Source organism: Lactobacillus sp. (genome assembly GCF_051873315.1).
Lineage (GTDB): Bacteria > Bacillota > Bacilli > Lactobacillales > Lactobacillaceae > Lactobacillus.
The window spans coordinates 1-14385 of record NZ_JBJEES010000066.1 but is presented as its reverse complement, the minus strand read 5'-3'; the positions used below and the strand labels follow the sequence as shown (position 1 = coordinate 14385).

The 14385-nt window shown below is 49.9% G+C and carries 18 protein-coding genes and 2 other annotated features (1 of these 20 only partly in view); of the genes, 2 read left to right on the top strand and 16 right to left on the bottom strand.

The features are described from left to right. Positions 1-10, bottom strand: a binding site (T-box leader) (it extends 192 nt beyond the left edge of the window). A gap of 42 nt (positions 11-52) precedes the next feature. Beyond that, positions 53-403: a winged helix-turn-helix transcriptional regulator gene (locus tag ACI32D_RS04155; RefSeq protein WP_270447644.1), complete on the bottom strand. Its 351-nt coding sequence runs from the start codon at positions 401-403 to the stop codon at positions 53-55. Positions 404-480: 77 nt separating this feature from the next. Beyond that, positions 481-1245, bottom strand: a complete 765-nt coding sequence (locus ACI32D_RS04150; RefSeq protein WP_439775382.1) for a TrmH family RNA methyltransferase — start codon at positions 1243-1245, stop codon at positions 481-483. A gap of 65 nt (positions 1246-1310) precedes the next feature. On the opposite strand from ACI32D_RS04150, the gene ACI32D_RS04145 reads away from it, so the two are divergent. Together ACI32D_RS04145 and yidC are read left to right on the top strand one after the other, a co-directional pair. Further along, positions 1311-1583 (top strand): acylphosphatase, encoded by a 273-nt coding sequence (locus ACI32D_RS04145; RefSeq protein ID WP_439775381.1) that lies wholly within the window; start codon positions 1311-1313, stop codon positions 1581-1583. Positions 1584-1616: 33 nt separating this feature from the next. Continuing rightward, entirely contained in the window at positions 1617-2582 is a 966-nt protein-coding gene (gene yidC, locus ACI32D_RS04140) for a membrane protein insertase YidC (RefSeq protein ID WP_439775380.1), read from the top strand. Between the two features lie 97 nt (positions 2583-2679). Here yidC and ACI32D_RS04135 read toward each other — a convergent pair whose 3' ends face one another. The 14 genes from ACI32D_RS04135 to ACI32D_RS04070 all read right to left on the bottom strand — a co-directional run bounded on the left by ACI32D_RS04135 (position 2680) and on the right by ACI32D_RS04070 (position 14077). After that, positions 2680-4266, bottom strand: a complete 1587-nt coding sequence (locus ACI32D_RS04135) for a HAMP domain-containing sensor histidine kinase (protein WP_439775379.1) — start codon at positions 4264-4266, stop codon at positions 2680-2682. Further along, complete coding sequence (locus tag ACI32D_RS04130) at positions 4259-4972, bottom strand: response regulator transcription factor (RefSeq protein WP_050952641.1); 714 nt, start codon at positions 4970-4972, stop codon at positions 4259-4261. The genes ACI32D_RS04135 and ACI32D_RS04130 overlap by 8 nt, the downstream gene beginning before the upstream one ends. Before the next feature lie 191 nt (positions 4973-5163). Next, the gene (locus ACI32D_RS04125) at positions 5164-5742 is read right to left on the bottom strand and encodes a DUF177 domain-containing protein (RefSeq protein WP_439775378.1); all 579 of its coding nucleotides are present in this window, start codon (positions 5740-5742) and stop codon (positions 5164-5166) included. Continuing rightward, a complete protein-coding gene (locus ACI32D_RS04120) occupies positions 5742-6896 on the bottom strand; it encodes a nucleotidyltransferase (protein ID WP_439775377.1) in 1155 nt (384 codons plus the stop codon). Before ACI32D_RS04120 ends, ACI32D_RS04125 begins: the two co-directional genes overlap by 1 nt. Before the next feature lie 3 nt (positions 6897-6899). Beyond that, a complete protein-coding gene (gene rsfS, locus ACI32D_RS04115) occupies positions 6900-7247 on the bottom strand; it encodes a ribosome silencing factor (RefSeq protein ID WP_439775376.1) in 348 nt (115 codons plus the stop codon). Between the two features lie 42 nt (positions 7248-7289). Further along, positions 7290-7883 carry a bis(5'-nucleosyl)-tetraphosphatase (symmetrical) YqeK gene (gene yqeK, locus ACI32D_RS04110; RefSeq protein ID WP_439775375.1) on the bottom strand — a complete coding sequence of 198 codons (594 nt, stop codon included), beginning with the start codon at positions 7881-7883 and terminating at the stop codon, positions 7290-7292. After that, positions 7876-8514, bottom strand: coding sequence for a nicotinate-nucleotide adenylyltransferase (locus ACI32D_RS04105; RefSeq protein WP_296225406.1), 639 nt, complete (start codon positions 8512-8514; stop codon positions 7876-7878). Before ACI32D_RS04105 ends, yqeK begins: the two co-directional genes overlap by 8 nt. A 10-nt stretch (positions 8515-8524) precedes the next feature. After that, complete coding sequence (gene yqeH / locus ACI32D_RS04100; RefSeq protein WP_439775374.1) at positions 8525-9634, bottom strand: ribosome biogenesis GTPase YqeH; 1110 nt, start codon at positions 9632-9634, stop codon at positions 8525-8527. A gap of 108 nt (positions 9635-9742) precedes the next feature. After that, positions 9743-10099, bottom strand: coding sequence for a 50S ribosomal protein L20 (gene rplT, locus ACI32D_RS04095; RefSeq protein WP_002879237.1), 357 nt, complete (start codon positions 10097-10099; stop codon positions 9743-9745). A gap of 44 nt (positions 10100-10143) precedes the next feature. Then, complete coding sequence (rpmI, locus tag ACI32D_RS04090) at positions 10144-10344, bottom strand: 50S ribosomal protein L35 (RefSeq protein ID WP_002879235.1); 201 nt, start codon at positions 10342-10344, stop codon at positions 10144-10146. A 20-nt stretch (positions 10345-10364) separates the two neighbouring features. After that, positions 10365-10886 (bottom strand): translation initiation factor IF-3, encoded by a 522-nt coding sequence (infC, locus tag ACI32D_RS04085; protein ID WP_439775373.1) that lies wholly within the window; start codon positions 10884-10886, stop codon positions 10365-10367. A 47-nt stretch (positions 10887-10933) separates the two neighbouring features. Beyond that, positions 10934-11045, bottom strand: a sequence feature (ribosomal protein L20 leader region). Positions 11046-11099: 54 nt separating this feature from the next. Next, positions 11100-11426, bottom strand: a complete 327-nt coding sequence (locus tag ACI32D_RS04080; protein ID WP_439775372.1) for a YxeA family protein — start codon at positions 11424-11426, stop codon at positions 11100-11102. Between the two features lie 14 nt (positions 11427-11440). Next, positions 11441-12091 carry an ATP-binding cassette domain-containing protein gene (locus ACI32D_RS04075; protein WP_439775371.1) on the bottom strand — a complete coding sequence of 217 codons (651 nt, stop codon included), beginning with the start codon at positions 12089-12091 and terminating at the stop codon, positions 11441-11443. 9 nt (positions 12092-12100) lie between these two features. Next, a complete protein-coding gene (locus ACI32D_RS04070; protein ID WP_439775370.1) occupies positions 12101-14077 on the bottom strand; it encodes a hypothetical protein in 1977 nt (658 codons plus the stop codon). Positions 14078-14385: the final 308 nt, after the last annotated feature.

Sequence of the window (14385 nt, the reverse complement as noted above, 5' to 3'; positions counted from 1 at the left end):
TAGTAATTAATTAAAATCATAGGCTAAAACTGGCTTAAATGCAAGTCATTTTTTACGCCCACTTGTCCGCCCAGATGTGCACCTGGTTAAAGACGGGCTTTAATTCGGCTCCTTTTGGCGTCAAAGTGTAAAGGACGATCTTCTTTTCTTCATCCTTGGACCGCTTGACAATTCCGTCAGCTTCCAGCTCCCGCAAGCGTTCAACCAAAACCCGGTCTGAGCAGGCACCAACCGCGTGGGCCAGGTCTCTGAAGCGCATGGCCTTAGTGTCGCACAAGGAGCTGATAATCAAGCCGTTCCACTTCTTGCCGATGATTTCAAAGGCCTTGACGAAGCGGGCGCACATTTCGTAGTTTTCAGCATTTTTACAGCATGGCGCGTCCTGTTCGGCTAATTCTGTCATAGAGAATCCTCCTCAAATTAGTTTCCATGTTATCTATTTAAGCATACTTTACTTACGAAAAACAAGCGAAACGTTTTTTAGCTGAAATGATAGATCATGATCCCGGCGGCAACAGCGGCGTTCAAGGACTCAGCCCGGCCCTTGATCGGGATGTAAAGCTTCTCATCAGCCAGTGCCGCGATTTCCGGACTTACCCCATGGGCCTCATTGCCAATGATCAAGGCAACCTGGGCAACTGGGGCAAAATCGCCCAATTGTTTAGCAGAAGGGTCCAAGAGACTGGCATAAACCGGAATATCCGCTGCCTTCAAGCTGGCAATGGCTTCTGCCAGGTCAGCCTTGATCAAGTTCAAGTGGAACTGGCTCCCCTGCATGGACCGCTGCACCTTGGGATTGTAGAGGTCAACCGTCTTGTTTGACAGGATCACCCCGTCAAAGCCGGCCGCGTCAGCGGTCCGGATGATGGTGCCGACATTGCCCGGGTCAGCCAGGTCATCTAAAAGGACCCACTTGCCGTAGCTGAAATCAAAATTCTCTGGTTGGTTGATCTTGACGGTCATGAAGATGTCCTGGGAATTCTTGGTGCTGCTGAGGTGGCTGGCCACGCTTTGGCTGATCTTGATCAGCTTGTCTTCATCATAAGCCAGGTCCAATTGCTCCAAGCGGCTGAGTGCCTCTTCAGTAGCCAGAATTTCCCGGTACTTGACTCTTGCTTTTAAAGCTTCTTCGACCAGGTGGAAGCCTTCGATCAGGTAATAGCCGCTTTCTTCGCGGTATTTCTTCTGGTTCAGCTTGCCGATGGCCTTAATTTGCGGATTGTTGACAGATGTTCTTTCTTGCATGATAAAATACTCCTTAGAAATACTATTTTAATGATTTTTTGCAAAAAATAAAGAAGGTAAGCAAAATGCAAACATGGGAACTATTAGCACATGGGGTCGTCCAAGGGGTAGGCTTCCGCTGGTGCGTGCAGATGCTGGCCCAGAAGATGGGCCTGGCCGGCACCGCCAAGAACAACCCCGACGGGACGGTCACCATCGTCATTCAAGGTACGCCAACTGACCTGGTCAAGTTTAAAGCTGCGCTGCCAGACGCCGCTCCTTACGCGAAAATTTACCGTTTGGACACAAAAGTTCTGCCTGAAATGGAACAAATGCATTCTTTTCATGTATTATATTAGTCAGATCCTAAAAATTTGGAGAGAAACTAATCAATGAAAAAAATCAAAAAACGTTTGTTACCAGTCAGTCTGCTGGCGCTCTTGCCGCTTTTTCTTACGGCCTGCGCCAGCCAGACCAGCAAGAACGGCAGCTTGAAGGCACCAACCAGTGGTCCTTACTACTGGATCTATGAGTGGATCGGCCTGCCTTTGCAGCATATCACCGTCAACATCGCCCACGCCATTGGCGGGGCCAGCGGGGCCGGCTGGGCTATCGTCATCATCACTTTGGTCGTCAGAGTGATCTTGATGCCGCTGATGATCAACCAGCAGCACAAGGCAACCATGCAGCAAGAAAAAATGCATCGCCTGCAGCCACAGATGCAGCTTTTGCAAAAGGCCATGAAGACCCCGGGCATGACTCCTGACCAGCAGCTGGCCTTGAGTGGTCTGCAAAGAGAGATCTACTCTAAGAACAATGTCTCCATGACTGGCGGAATGGGCTGCCTGCCCCTCTTGATTCAAATGCCGATCATGATCGGGATCTACCAGGCCGTGGCTTACTCAAGCACCCTGGCCAAGTCCACCTTCTTCGGCATCTCCCTGTCCAGCAAGTCCATGGTCTTGGCCATCATTGCCACTGTTTTTGCCTTGATTCAAAGCTACGTGGCCATGATCGGCATCCCTGAAGAACAAAAGAAGACCATGCAGGCCACCATGCTGATGAACCCGATCATGACTTTCTTCTTCTCCATGTCCTTCTCCGGCGCCCTGGCTCTTTACTGGGCAGTCGGCAACCTGGTCATGGTCATCCAGCAGCTGATCACCACCTTCATCGTGCAGCCGCGGGCCAAGAAGCGGGTTTCCAAGGAACTGGAAGACAGCCCAATCGTGGAAGTCGTTACTCAAGCCAAGATCGACCAGATCTTGAAGCCAGCCGCTGAAAAGAAGCCAAACGCCAGCCAGCCGAAGTCCGGCGACCTGCGCAAGCGCAACCAGGGCAAGCAGAAGCGGAAGTAATCTTCCAAAGAAAAAACAAATAAAAAGCAAAGAAAATAATCAACAAAACAGAAAAAATAAAAGCCGCTGAACAGCGGCTTTTATTTTGTTCTGAATGTTAAATTGTCGGATCTTTTTTCGGATTTTCAGTTCCAGCCTGCTTTTGCTGCCGGCTTTCTAACTGCTTGACTTCTTCGTCAGTCAAGACCGGGAAGGTGATTCTGAACTGGCTCCCCTGGCCTAAGACTGATTCAACGTCAATCGTGCCGTGGTAGGATTCCACCAGCTTCTGGGCAATCGACAGGCCCAGGCCGTTGCCGCCCTTTTCCCGGGTTCTGGCCTTGTCGACCCGGTAGAAGCGGTTGAAGATCTTCTTCTTATCCTCATCGGAAATCCCTTCGCCGTAGTCTTGGACCACGATCTGCATTTCCTGGCCGGACTGGCCGGCAGCCACAGAGATTTCCTTGCGGTCAGTTGAGTACTTGATCCCGTTGTCGATCAAGATGATCAGGATCTGCTCCAGGTGCCCCTGGTAAATCTGAATCTTGGTATCCGGGTCCAGGTCCTCAACTTCCAAAGAAATCTTGAAGTCCGGGTGAACCATGCCCATGTCCCCGACTACCCGAGTCAAAACTTCCATCGGCTCAGCAATGGCATTCGGGTAGTGGACGCTGATCTGCTCAGCCCGGGTCAGATCCAGCATTTCCTGGATCAAGTGCTTCATCCGCTCAGCCTCCGAAATCGAGGCGTCAATGGATTCTTCCAGGACCTGGGGATCATCCTTGCCCCAGCGCTTAAGCATGCTCAGATGGCCCTCAATGACCGCCACAGGCGTCCTCAATTCGTGGGAGACGTCAGAGACGAACTGCTTCTGCTGTTCGATATACTTTTGCATCCGGTCCAGCATCATATTGAAAGACAGGGCCAGTTCTTCCAGTTCGTCGTTTCTGTGCAGCTCGGGAATTCTGGCCGTGCTGTTGGGGTCAGCGTTAACTTCCCTGGCCACCTTGGACATCTTCTTGATTGGTCTGACAACGCTGCGGACAACCAAGTAGGAAACGACGATGGCCAGACTGACCCCCAGAATTGAGAGCCAGAGCATAGCCCGCAGAGTCCGGGTAATCAAGCGGTTGTAGCCGGTCATCTGGTTCTTGACGACAATATAGCCGGTCAATTTATGAGTCGTCCGGTTTCTGACCTTCCGGTAGACATACAGGGAGCTTTGCCCCTTCTTGTCTTCCTTGACCACGCTCTTGCTTTCACTGGTGAATTTGACCAATTTAGGAGCGCTGTCGCCGTTATGAAAGACGATCTCATTGCGGAGATTGTAGATCGCCACGGTCACGTCAGGGTTGGTCACGGTACTTAAGACCGTGTCGCCAAAAACGCTGCTGTTGTTGCTGTCATTTTCTGACAAAGCCGGCCCGCCCTTCAAGATCCGTCTGGTATTGGGCGACAATTGCTGGACCACGTTGGTGATTTCCAGCTCATCGTCGATGCCTACCAAGCGCTTGCGGAGGATGTTGACGACTTCATTGGAAGTATCTTTCTGCTGGCTTAGGGCTTCCTGCTTGACCGTATTGTAGACGACAGCTGAGAAAACAAGAAAGGAGACCGTGATCGTCATGGCGACGATGCTGACCCATCTCACGATCAGTGAAACGTGCCTGGTCTCCTTCTTGCCGCTGGCGCTTTGCTTATGCATTGTCGTCCTCGTCTCTTACCATGTAGCCGGTTCCGCGCACCGTCTTGATGTAAGATGGCTGGCCAGGGATATCGATCTTGTTGCGGAGGTAACGGACGTAAACTTCGACAACATTGGTTTCGATGTTTGATTCCGGCCCCCAGATCTTGTTCAAGAGCTGGTCTCTGCCAACAACATTGTTCTTGTTTTCGATCAAGGTCATGAGCAGGTTGTATTCCCGCTTGGTCAAGTCAACAGTCTTGCCGTCGCCCCGGTGAACGATCCGGTTGGCGGTTTCGATGGTCAAGTCCTTGAACTTGACCACCTTTTGCCGCGGCAGCTTGTCCTTTGAAGCATCCTTTTCGATCTTGACCCGGCGCAAGACAGCACGCAGGCGAGCCAGCAGTTCTTCAATGGCAAATGGCTTGACGATGTAGTCGTCAGCCCCATGGTCCAAGCCTGATACCCGGTCAATTACGGAGTCGCGGGCAGTCATCATGATGATCGGCGTGGTCTTGCTCTGCCGTACACGGCGGGCAATTTCCAAACCATTCAAGTCTGGCAGCATCAAGTCCAGCAAGATCGCGTCGAAGTCTTCACTCAAAGCACGGTCCAAAGCCTTGCGGCCGTTGTTTTCCACTACGGTCTCATAGCCTTCGTGCTGGAGTTCGAGTTCGACGAAACGAGCCAGGTTCTTTTCGTCTTCAACAATTAAAATTTTCGGCATGTTTTTATCCCCTCACGTCCTACTGATTAATTTTTGGGTCTGCTGAATCCAAGTATAATCTTAAAGTATATTTTAATAATTCTAGGATAGCCCAAAATCAGCTTTTTAACAAGTCCCATAGAAAAACAAGTCCCTTGCCAGATGAATTTTCTCTGGGAAAAGACCTGTTTTACTGAAGATTGTTTTCGTTTTTATTTTTCTTCGTCTTCTGCTTTATTCTTGTCTTCTTCAGCCTGCATCTTGTCCAAAAGGCCCTGCAGCTGGGCGAAGGCCGGGTTGACCTGGTCCTTCTTCTGGCCGGCAAAGTCCTGTTCAGACATGACTTCCCAGCCCTGGCCTTCCGGGTAAAGATCTTCTTCAGCTTCCTCCTTGGTCAAAACCGTGCTTGGAATATTCAAGAGCATGTTGTCTTCCACGGCCGTCTGCACGTCAATGCGGTCATCGTCCAGCGGAATGATCATCAAGCCCAGTTCTTTTTCTTCCTGGGTCGGTTCATGGTCGGAATAATTTTCCACAAAGCTGAATTTCTGCTTTAAAGGCACAGCTTCCAGGCTGCGGGAGGACGGAACCAGTAGGTCGGCTTCCACTTGGAAATTGCCAGTCACGAAGGGTTCGTCATAAAAGAGCTGCCCTTCCACGTGGGCGCTCTTGACCTCGTAGACCAGGTCCTTGGCCCGCTCGTAAAAGCCGTCAGCAAAAGTCAAATCAGCTGAGATCTGGGTCAAAGGCTCCCGGCTGTTCTTGATTTGGAAAAATGAAAGTTCTAGCATTAATTTACCTCGAGTGGCCGCCGGCCAAAGTTCTGGTCAGCGCCAACAATCTGTTCAAATAAGCGGTCAACCCTGACCTGCAGGCCCAGGGTCCCTTCTTGGGCATTCTTGCGATCCACCTTGGAAACGATGTCAACCGCGAAGTCTTTCCGCTGCTGCTTCAAATACTTCCGCCCCCGCTTGCTGTAGGCCAAAAGCATGGTGGAAACATGGTCGTAGCTGTTTAAGACATCTGCTTCAGTCACGTTCAGCAAGGTGTAGAGACTTAATCTTCTTAACCTTGAATAGGTGTAGCGCTTGGACTTGACCCGGCGGAGGAAATCAGCGAAGTTTTCAGCCAGGTGGATTTCCGCCTTGAACTTGTATTCCAGGCCTTCGCTCATCTGGTAGATCTGCTGCAATTCCTTGATTGAAGCTGATTCCAGCCGGTATTTCAAAAATGGGAAGAGCAGTTCCCAGTTGGGCAGGATCTTTTCCTGGTCAAAAGCAGCGATTTCCCCTTTCGGCAGCCACTGCTCCAATTCCTCCCGCTCTGCCCCGTTTAAAAGGAGGTTGCGGATCGCGCTGGCGCTTTGAACGGCTGCTTCTCTTTGCAGGATATCGTCATGGCCAGCCCCTACCCGGTTAACCGGGCTGAGCTTTAACGGTGAGCCCAGATTGGCATTGGCCACGGCATAGGCCAGGCCCAAAATCGCGTTGGGTTCGCTGACTTCATGGCCGACTTCCCGGGCCACCATCTGGTTGTACTGGGTGGAATAAGTCTGGCTGTAGTCAGCGAATTCCTGCCTTTGCCGGGGGATTTTGGAGATCCGGTCGCCGAAATATTCAAAGTTCAAGTTGGCGTCTTCAACCCCAAAGACCAGGTTCTTGGCCCCCAAGCGGGTCAAAAGGTCAACCCCGCCGGTAGCGAACATGTCAGCTGCTTGGACTGCATAGGAAAATGGCAATTCAAAAACCAGGTCAGCCCCGGCCTCAATGGCGCTGCGGGCCCTCGACCACTTGTCCAGAATGGCCATTTCCCCACGCTGGACGTAATTGCCGGACATGACCGCGATAATGGGGTCATCGCCGGCGATCAAGCGGGCCTGGGTCATCAAGAATTCATGACCGCTGTGGAAAGGGTTATATTCAGCAACAATCCCGACAACGCTCATTGCCTAGTCTTCCTCAAGTTCCACGCGCTTGCCGTCAGCCCAGAGCTTTTCCAGGTTGTAGAAGGCCCGGGCATCTTCTGAAAAGATGTTGACCACGACGTCGCCCAAGTCAACCAGGAGCCATTCTGAGTCATGGTTGCCTTCAACTCGGTAGTCGTAAAAGCCAGCTTCGTGGCAGGCTTCGATGATGCTGTTGGCAATGGCGTGCAGCTGACGGCTGGAAGTGGCGCTGGTGGCCACGAAGTAGTCAGCCAGGATGCTGATGCCGCGCATGTCGTAGGCTTCGGTGTCTTCCCCGTGCCGTTCGCTGATTGCGTTTAAAACTAAGTCAAGTAATTCTTCGCTCTTCAAATTTTTCTCCTAATGTTTTCTTACTTTTAATTTTATCTATTTTTACTCAGCTGCCCAGACATTGTAGGCAGCCAAAGTCCTTGGGTAGATCTTGCTTCTCTTTTCAATCAAAAAGGCCAGAGTGTGGGCCAGTTCATAGCCAACCCCGGAAGCTAAATCCGCGTAGCTGGTCTTTCTGGCCTCTTCAACGCCGGCAAAGGTCCGGCCAGGTTCGATATAGTCAGCCACAAAGACGATCTGGTCCAGGGTGGTCATTTCCACGTCCCCGGTAGTGTGCCGGTAGACAGCGGTCAAAATTTCCTGGTCAGTAATGCCGAGGTCGCGCTTGATGAACCAGCTGCCCACGATCCCGTGCCAGATAGCCCGGTTCCAGTTCAAAAGATCCTGGTCAAAGCCCTCTTCCTTGATGATCTTGATGTATTCTTCGACTGGAATCTGCTTGGCGTAGTCGTGAACAAAACCGGCCAAGGCTGCCTTGTCTTCGTCATAGCCGTTCAACTTGGCCAGGGTCCGGGCAGTTTCACTGACGCGGACGCAGTGGGCAAAGCGCTTCTCATCCATCATGCTCTTTTCCTTGGCCACTAATTCACTGCTGGACAAGGGAGAATATGTTTCCTTAAAAAATGGATCAGTCACGGTAAAGCCCCTTTTCTTCAATATATTCGCGGACCTTGTCCGGTACCAGGTAGCGGATTGAGGTCCCTGTTGAAACAGCCCGGCGGATAGCGGTTGAGCTGAGCCGGATGTCCGGAGCGTCAACCCAGATCATGGAATATTGGGGATCTTGCGGGTAGCCAGGCCGGCGGATGCCGACCAAGGTGGCCAATTTGGCCAGTTCATCAGCGTTCTTCCACTTGTGGAAGCTGTTGACCTGGTCGCTGCCCATGATCAAGTAGTAGGTATTCTCCGGCGCCTTCTTGGTCAAATAGCGCATGGTATCAATCGTGTAAGAAACGCCGCCTCTGAAAAGTTCCAGCAGCTTGACCCTGAAACGAGGATTGTCCCGGGTAGCTAAATCCAGCATAGTGGCCCGGTCGCGGGCAGACACGTTTAAGGGAGCGTCCTTATGCGGGGGAATATTGTCTGGAATGAACCAGACTTCATCCAGGTGCAGCTTGGTCATGGCCTGCTCAGCGGCAACCAAATGGGCCATGTGCACCGGGTTGAAGGTGCCGCCCATGATGCCGATCTGCTTGCCTTTTCTCTGGCTTTCAGCCGTCTGCACTTTTACTTGTGTTTCTTTACTGAAATCTACCAATGAATCCATACTTAAACCTCTAAATCAAAGCTCTTCTGGTTCCTAAGCCAATTCCGCCCGGCGTGTAGGCCTTGATCACGCAGCCTTCCGGCACGGTGATGAAGCCTACCCCGGCAAACAATACGTCGCTGCGGTACTTGATGCTGTACTCCTGCCCTTTAAGCGGCGGCAGGTCGCTATTTGGCCCTGGCGGAGACAATAATTCACCGACGTGCTTTTGGTAAAATTCGTCAGCCTTCTCCGTCTTGGTCCGGTGGATGTACATGCCCCGGGCAGCGTAGATGGTAAAGCTGGTTGACGGCCCCTTCAGGTAGTCGATTCTGCCCAGGCCTGCCAAGAAGATGGTATTGCCTGGCAAAAGCTGGTAAGTGGCCGGCTTAAGCGGCTTCTTTGGCGAAGCCAGGTCCAGGTCTTTCGGGTCCAGCCGGCTGGCCAGTTGCTTGTCGGTCAAGATCCCTGGCGTGTCGACTAAGAAGTGACCGTTGTCCAAAGGAATCTCGATCTGGTCCAAAGTGGTCCCCGGGAAGCGAGAAGTAGTGATCAAGTCCTTAACGTCACCCATTTCATCGATAATGGCGTTGATCAAGGTCGACTTGCCGACATTGGTCGTGCCGACGAAGTAGACATCCTGGTCCTGGCTGTGCTTGTTCAAGTATTCAATCAGAGTGTCCAGGTTCTTCTTCTTGGCTGCGGAGATCAAGAAGATGTCCTTGGGGTACAGGCCCATCCGGTTGGCTTCCTGCCGCATCCAGTCCTTGATCTTGCTTTCCTTGGAATTCTTCGGGAAGAGGTCCAATTTGTTGCCGACCAGGATAAAGTCGTTATTGCCGACAAAGCGCTTCAAAGAAGAAATCAGCGAGTTGGAGAAGTCAAACAGGTCCACCACGTTGACAATCAGGGCCTTCTTTTCACCCAAAGTGTTCAAGAGGGCCAAGAAGTCGTCATTGTCCAAAGAAACCGGCATGATCTCGTTGTAGTGGCGCAAGCGGAAGCAGCGCTGGCAGTAAACTTCTTCTCTTTCACCATTTTCTACCTTGGCCAGGGCACTGGCAGGCAGATAGCCGGGGGCTTTGGCGTCCTGGCTCTGCAGGGCGGCGCCGCAGCCGATGCAGCGAATTTCTTCACTCATGTCTGAGTTTTCCTCCTTAAATTTCATCTTCCTTAATTATATCTGAAAGCCGGCATTTAACAAAGAAAAAGCGCACCTAGCCAAGCTAGATGCGTTTCTTCCAAAGAATTAAGCCAAAGCCTTCTTAGCAGTTTCTGCTAAAGCGGCAAAAGTCTTTTCGTCGTTGTAGGCGATGTCAGCCAACATCTTACGGTTCATGTCAACACCAGCCAGCTTCAAGCCGTGCATCATCTTTGAGTATGACAAGCCGTTTTGACGAGCAGCTGCGTTGATCCGGGCGATCCACAGTCTTCTGAATTCGCTCTTGCGCTTCTTACGGTCGCGGAATGCGTACTTGTATGAAACGAACAATTGAGTGCTTGCAGCCTTAAATTGAACGTGCTTTGAACCACGGTAACCCTTGGCAAGCTTCAAAACCTTCTTACGACGTGCGCGTGTAACGGTACCACCTTTAACTCTTGGCATCTGAAAATCCTCCTAATATCGTTAGTGTATTAAAAAATAGTAAATTAACGCATTTGGGAAAGCATTTGCTTGATGCGCTTCAAGTCGCTGCGTGAAACCATAGCGGCTTTTCTCAAATGACGACGTTGCTTCTTGGTCTTACCGTGGAAACGGTGGCCAGTGAAGGCGTGGTGGCGCTTCAAACCGCCGTTACCAGTTCTCTTAAAACGCTTAGCTGAAGCGCGGTGGGTTTTCATCTTTGGCATGGTAAAATTCCTCCAATTAACTATTTTTTGTTCTTGTCTTTATCACTCTTAGGACTGAGCATTAAAAACATTTGACGGCCTTCCATCTTTGGCCGGCTGGTTACAACAGCAATATCCGAAGTTTCTTCGGCCATCTTTTCCAGCACTTGTTGTCCTAATTCCTTGTGCGTGATCGCGCGGCCTCTGAAACGAATCGAAACACGAACCTTGGCGCCTTCTTTTTCTAAGAACTTGCGTGCATGCTTCAACTTGGTTTCGAAGTCATTGCCTTCAATCGTCGGGCTCAAACGGATTTCCTTAACGCTGACCTGCTTGGAATTCTTGCGTGATTCCTTCAGCTTCTTCTGCTGTTCGAACCGGTATTTACCATAATCAAGAATCTTTGCTACAGGTGGCTTGGCGTTTGGTGAAATCAAAGCCAGATCGAGGCCAGCATCGCTCGCTTGGCGCAGAGCTTCATTTCTTGACACGACCCCAACTTGTTCACCATCAGCGTTGATCAGCCGAACTTCACGAGCGCGGATGCTTTCGTTAAGGATCATGTTGTTTTGTTTCTGTGGTATAACTGTTCACCTCCATGTTAATTTCGAGGACAAGAAAAAAGCGGGCATATTGCACCCGCCTTTAAAATCAACAGAAAATATCGATTTGCCCAGAGGTTAAATAACTTAGGCGAGAAGCGGGGGCTTCTTCTTGTTCTCAACTTCTACTATTGTACTAGGTCTAAGATTGCCCGTCAAGGGCCAATTTCACTTTCAGCCAGTAATCTGCTTGTACTTAGCAGCACTGATGTATTCGACGTAGGAAACGTACTGGCCCTTATGCTTGATGGTAAGGTAGCCCTTAGCTGGGTCATAGCCCCCTACGCTGGCCAGCTGGTAATTTTCCTTTTGACCCTTTTCATTATAGATGGTCACATTAGTGTAGTTCTGGGTCCCAGTTGCAACTTTAGCATAGCTGGTTTCAGCCTTGATAAAAGGATTGAGCCGGTCGGTCACTGAGTTGTGAACCAGCATGAAGAAGGCTGCGACACCGGCAGCAAGGGCAACGATAACAGTTAAAATTTTAGTCAGTTTTTTCATATCTATATCTCCATTTAATTCTTGTGAATCTGAATTTCTTGCTTGGCAAGTTCAATAATGTAGTCACACTGCTCCCAGACAGCTGGTGAGTGCGTGGCAATCAATAAAGTAGCGTCTGGCCCAAAGTCAGCTAAAAGTGAGTCCAGGACCAGCTGGCCGTTTCCCGCGTCCAGGGACCCGGTTGGCTCATCAGCAAAGATGATCTGCGGCTTTTTGAGCAGGATCCGGGCCAAAGCCACCCGTTGCTGCTCCCCGCCGCTTAAGCTGTAGGCAGTCTGGGACAAGTCAGCCTTAACGTCCAAATGGTCAAGCACTTGCCGCATCAGCTTTTGCTTTTCCTTCCGGCTGCCCTTGGCGTCAGCTAAACCGATGGCCAGGTTGCTCTCAATGCTTTCGTTGTCAATCAAGGCAAAATTTTGAAAGACGTAGCCGAATTTTTCCCGGCGAAGACGTTTGATGTTTTGCTTATTGACCTCAAGGTCATCGATCAAAACACGGCCGCTGGTAGCTTTTTCCAAGCCGCTCAGCATGTTCAGCAAGGTACTCTTCCCTGCCCCGCTGCGGCCGACAATGGCATAGCTCTTGCCGCTTTCCAGCTGGAAGCTGCTTTCTTTCAAGATGACTTTATCGCCAAAAGTTTTGCTTAGTTTTTCTGCTTTTATCATAATCTATCCTCAGTTTCCGCGGTTTAAGCCCCGCAGCATATTGCTTTCCGCCTGCTTAGCACTCAAAGCGATAGCAGCGACTTCCAAGGCTGCTAAGAGCAGGCCAAGCCAGAAAATGCCGGCCTGCCCCTGCCGGGCAAGCACAATGGTCAGCAAGGCCAAATCGGTCAAGGCATTTGCCAGGGCAAACTGACTGACCAGCTTGCGGTTACTTAAGCCAAAGACCTGGTAGACAGTCAGCCGCCGCTTTTTGCTCTCAAAGAAGCTGGCACTGACATAGCTGACCATGAAGAACATCTGTGTCAAAGACAAGACCGCAATGACGCCAATAATCGACAGTTCTGTCAAGAGCTGGGCATAAAGGCTGGCAGCCGTACTCTTGACATTGGTGATGCCGTTGACGTAGCTGGTCAAGCCAGTTTCTTTGATCCCCTTCTGCAGCTTGGCCAGGTTTGGAAAGACTACTTGTCCTTGTGTCAAACTGGCCGTAAAGAAGTCGTCAGACAATAGTTTTGTGTCAATTGCCAAGATAATCGGATCAGTTGAAACCGAATTGGCAATATCCTGACCAGCCGTATAATTAAAGACCTGCTGGCTTTGGATGTAGACTAACTTATATTTGATTTGCTTAGTTTTTCCATAGACATTGGGCAAAGTCTGCTGGAACTTGATCCAGGATCTTACCTTCTTTTCAAAGGATGCTTTTTGGTAAGCCCGGTCTTTCGGGAGCAAGATGTAGACGGTATTTGCGTCATTTGCCGTTACCTTTTTCCCCTGCTCATCTTTGACTGAACTTGCATTTAAGAAAGCTGGGTTGACAACCAGGACATTGCCGTTTTGGATGTCGGTGCTGGACGAAGCCGGCTGGAACTGCTGGGCATTTTTGGCAAGGATGGCCTGCTTGTCGCTGGCCACCAGGCGGTGTACCTTCCGGTCGACCACCTTCACCCGCTTTTCATTGCCCTGGTCAACTTGGCCAAGGTTGGCGATGTTGCTGGCTGGCTTCTTTTGCCAGATCTGCATGATCTGTTTGTCTTGCTGGTAGGCGGAGTATTTTTGCCCTAAGCTGGCCAGATTTACACCAAGCAGGAGTACAATGGCGATTTTTAAAACGTAGCCTAAGTATAAGAAACCCTTGCCAGCAAATTGGCCCTTGATGGCCGCGTAAGGCTTGATCAAAGCAAGGCTGACATAGGAGATGAAGTCAAAGATCCAGTAAGTTATGGATAATGCCAAGAGAAGCAGGCAGATCGCCTTAATGTAAAAGAGGCTGCCCTGGCCGTTTAATGATCTAATGGTCAGGAGGCTAAAGGCTATTAAGGGCAGGAGAATCGTCAGTATAAAAGGAAGAATTTCTTTAGCGAAGTCGCGGCGGAAGATTTTCCCAGAGCTTAGACCATTGACCTGCAAGATCGCGTACTCTTTGTAACGGAAGGACTTATCCAGAATCATGATGATCAAGAGCATCCCCAGCAAGCTAGAAAAGACCAGGAGTCCGTCTTGATAAACCGTATTGTTTAAGAGTTCATCTTTAAAGGAAGATTTGTAGACCGTCACCTGCAAGCCTGCCTCGCTTAAGTCAGAGGCTAAAGAGGCAAACTGGGCAGTTGTGGCATTGGTATAGTAGTTACCTAAAACATCCTCAAGCATCAATTTGCTCTTGCTTAGGCGTTTGACCTGGCTGCTCTTTCGCCAGGAATATTGTGTCTTGCTGCTGGAATTAAAATTGTAGACCAGCTTCGTATTTTTACCATCCTGGTCGAGCAAGCGCAGCTTAACCAGGTCGATCCCAGCTGATTTGGCATCTTTAGCCAAGAGCTGGTAGATCTCTTTCTTCGACTTTTTCTTGTCCCACGACGTAATCGACACGACTTGGTGCAGATTTGGAATGCTCTGCAAGTCATAGTCCTGCACCAGGCTGAGCAAGAGCCAGGAGAGGACAACGACAATTGCCGCGAACAAGGTGTTCTTAATTTTTGAAATCATATCCATCCTTAAAATTCTAATTTTTTTACCAGTGTATATTCATTTACAACTTGCTTTTCATTCTAGCACCAGCCTACAAACCAATCAATAATTTTTCTATTCTTTTTTATCAATAATTCGCACAATTCTATCCTTGTATACGCAAAAAACATCCCGCCTCAATGTTGAGACAGGATGCATTCTAGACAATATTAATCTATTCCATCAAACTGATGTATATAAGAATTGCCACCAATATAACTCCAGCAGCAATTGTGATCCAATTGATAATCTTTTTGACTCTGTCAGAGACCGAATCACTCCGCAAA

Bases quoted from the DNA above. Each gene is read 5' to 3' on its own strand.
- ACI32D_RS04155 (WP_270447644.1), bottom strand. From the start codon at position 403: ATGACAGAATTAGCCGAACAGGACGCGCCATGCTGTAAAAATGCTGAA.
- ACI32D_RS04150 (WP_439775382.1), bottom strand. From the start codon at position 1,245: ATGCAAGAAAGAACATCTGTCAACAATCCGCAAATTAAGGCCATCGGC.
- ACI32D_RS04145 (WP_439775381.1), top strand. From the start codon at position 1,311: ATGCAAACATGGGAACTATTAGCACATGGGGTCGTCCAAGGGGTAGGC.
- yidC (WP_439775380.1), top strand. From the start codon at position 1,617: ATGAAAAAAATCAAAAAACGTTTGTTACCAGTCAGTCTGCTGGCGCTC.
- ACI32D_RS04135 (WP_439775379.1), bottom strand. From the start codon at position 4,266: ATGCATAAGCAAAGCGCCAGCGGCAAGAAGGAGACCAGGCACGTTTCA.
- ACI32D_RS04130 (WP_050952641.1), bottom strand. From the start codon at position 4,972: ATGCCGAAAATTTTAATTGTTGAAGACGAAAAGAACCTGGCTCGTTTC.
- ACI32D_RS04125 (WP_439775378.1), bottom strand. From the start codon at position 5,742: ATGCTAGAACTTTCATTTTTCCAAATCAAGAACAGCCGGGAGCCTTTG.
- ACI32D_RS04120 (WP_439775377.1), bottom strand. From the start codon at position 6,896: ATGAGCGTTGTCGGGATTGTTGCTGAATATAACCCTTTCCACAGCGGT.
- ACI32D_RS04105 (WP_296225406.1), bottom strand. From the start codon at position 8,514: ATGGATTCATTGGTAGATTTCAGTAAAGAAACACAAGTAAAAGTGCAG.
- yqeH (WP_439775374.1), bottom strand. From the start codon at position 9,634: ATGAGTGAAGAAATTCGCTGCATCGGCTGCGGCGCCGCCCTGCAGAGC.
- rplT (WP_002879237.1), bottom strand. From the start codon at position 10,099: ATGCCAAGAGTTAAAGGTGGTACCGTTACACGCGCACGTCGTAAGAAG.
- rpmI (WP_002879235.1), bottom strand. From the start codon at position 10,344: ATGCCAAAGATGAAAACCCACCGCGCTTCAGCTAAGCGTTTTAAGAGA.
- infC (WP_439775373.1), bottom strand. From the start codon at position 10,886: ATGATCCTTAACGAAAGCATCCGCGCTCGTGAAGTTCGGCTGATCAAC.
- ACI32D_RS04080 (WP_439775372.1), bottom strand. From the start codon at position 11,426: ATGAAAAAACTGACTAAAATTTTAACTGTTATCGTTGCCCTTGCTGCC.
- ACI32D_RS04075 (WP_439775371.1), bottom strand. From the start codon at position 12,091: ATGATAAAAGCAGAAAAACTAAGCAAAACTTTTGGCGATAAAGTCATC.
- ACI32D_RS04070 (WP_439775370.1), bottom strand. From the start codon at position 14,077: ATGATTTCAAAAATTAAGAACACCTTGTTCGCGGCAATTGTCGTTGTC.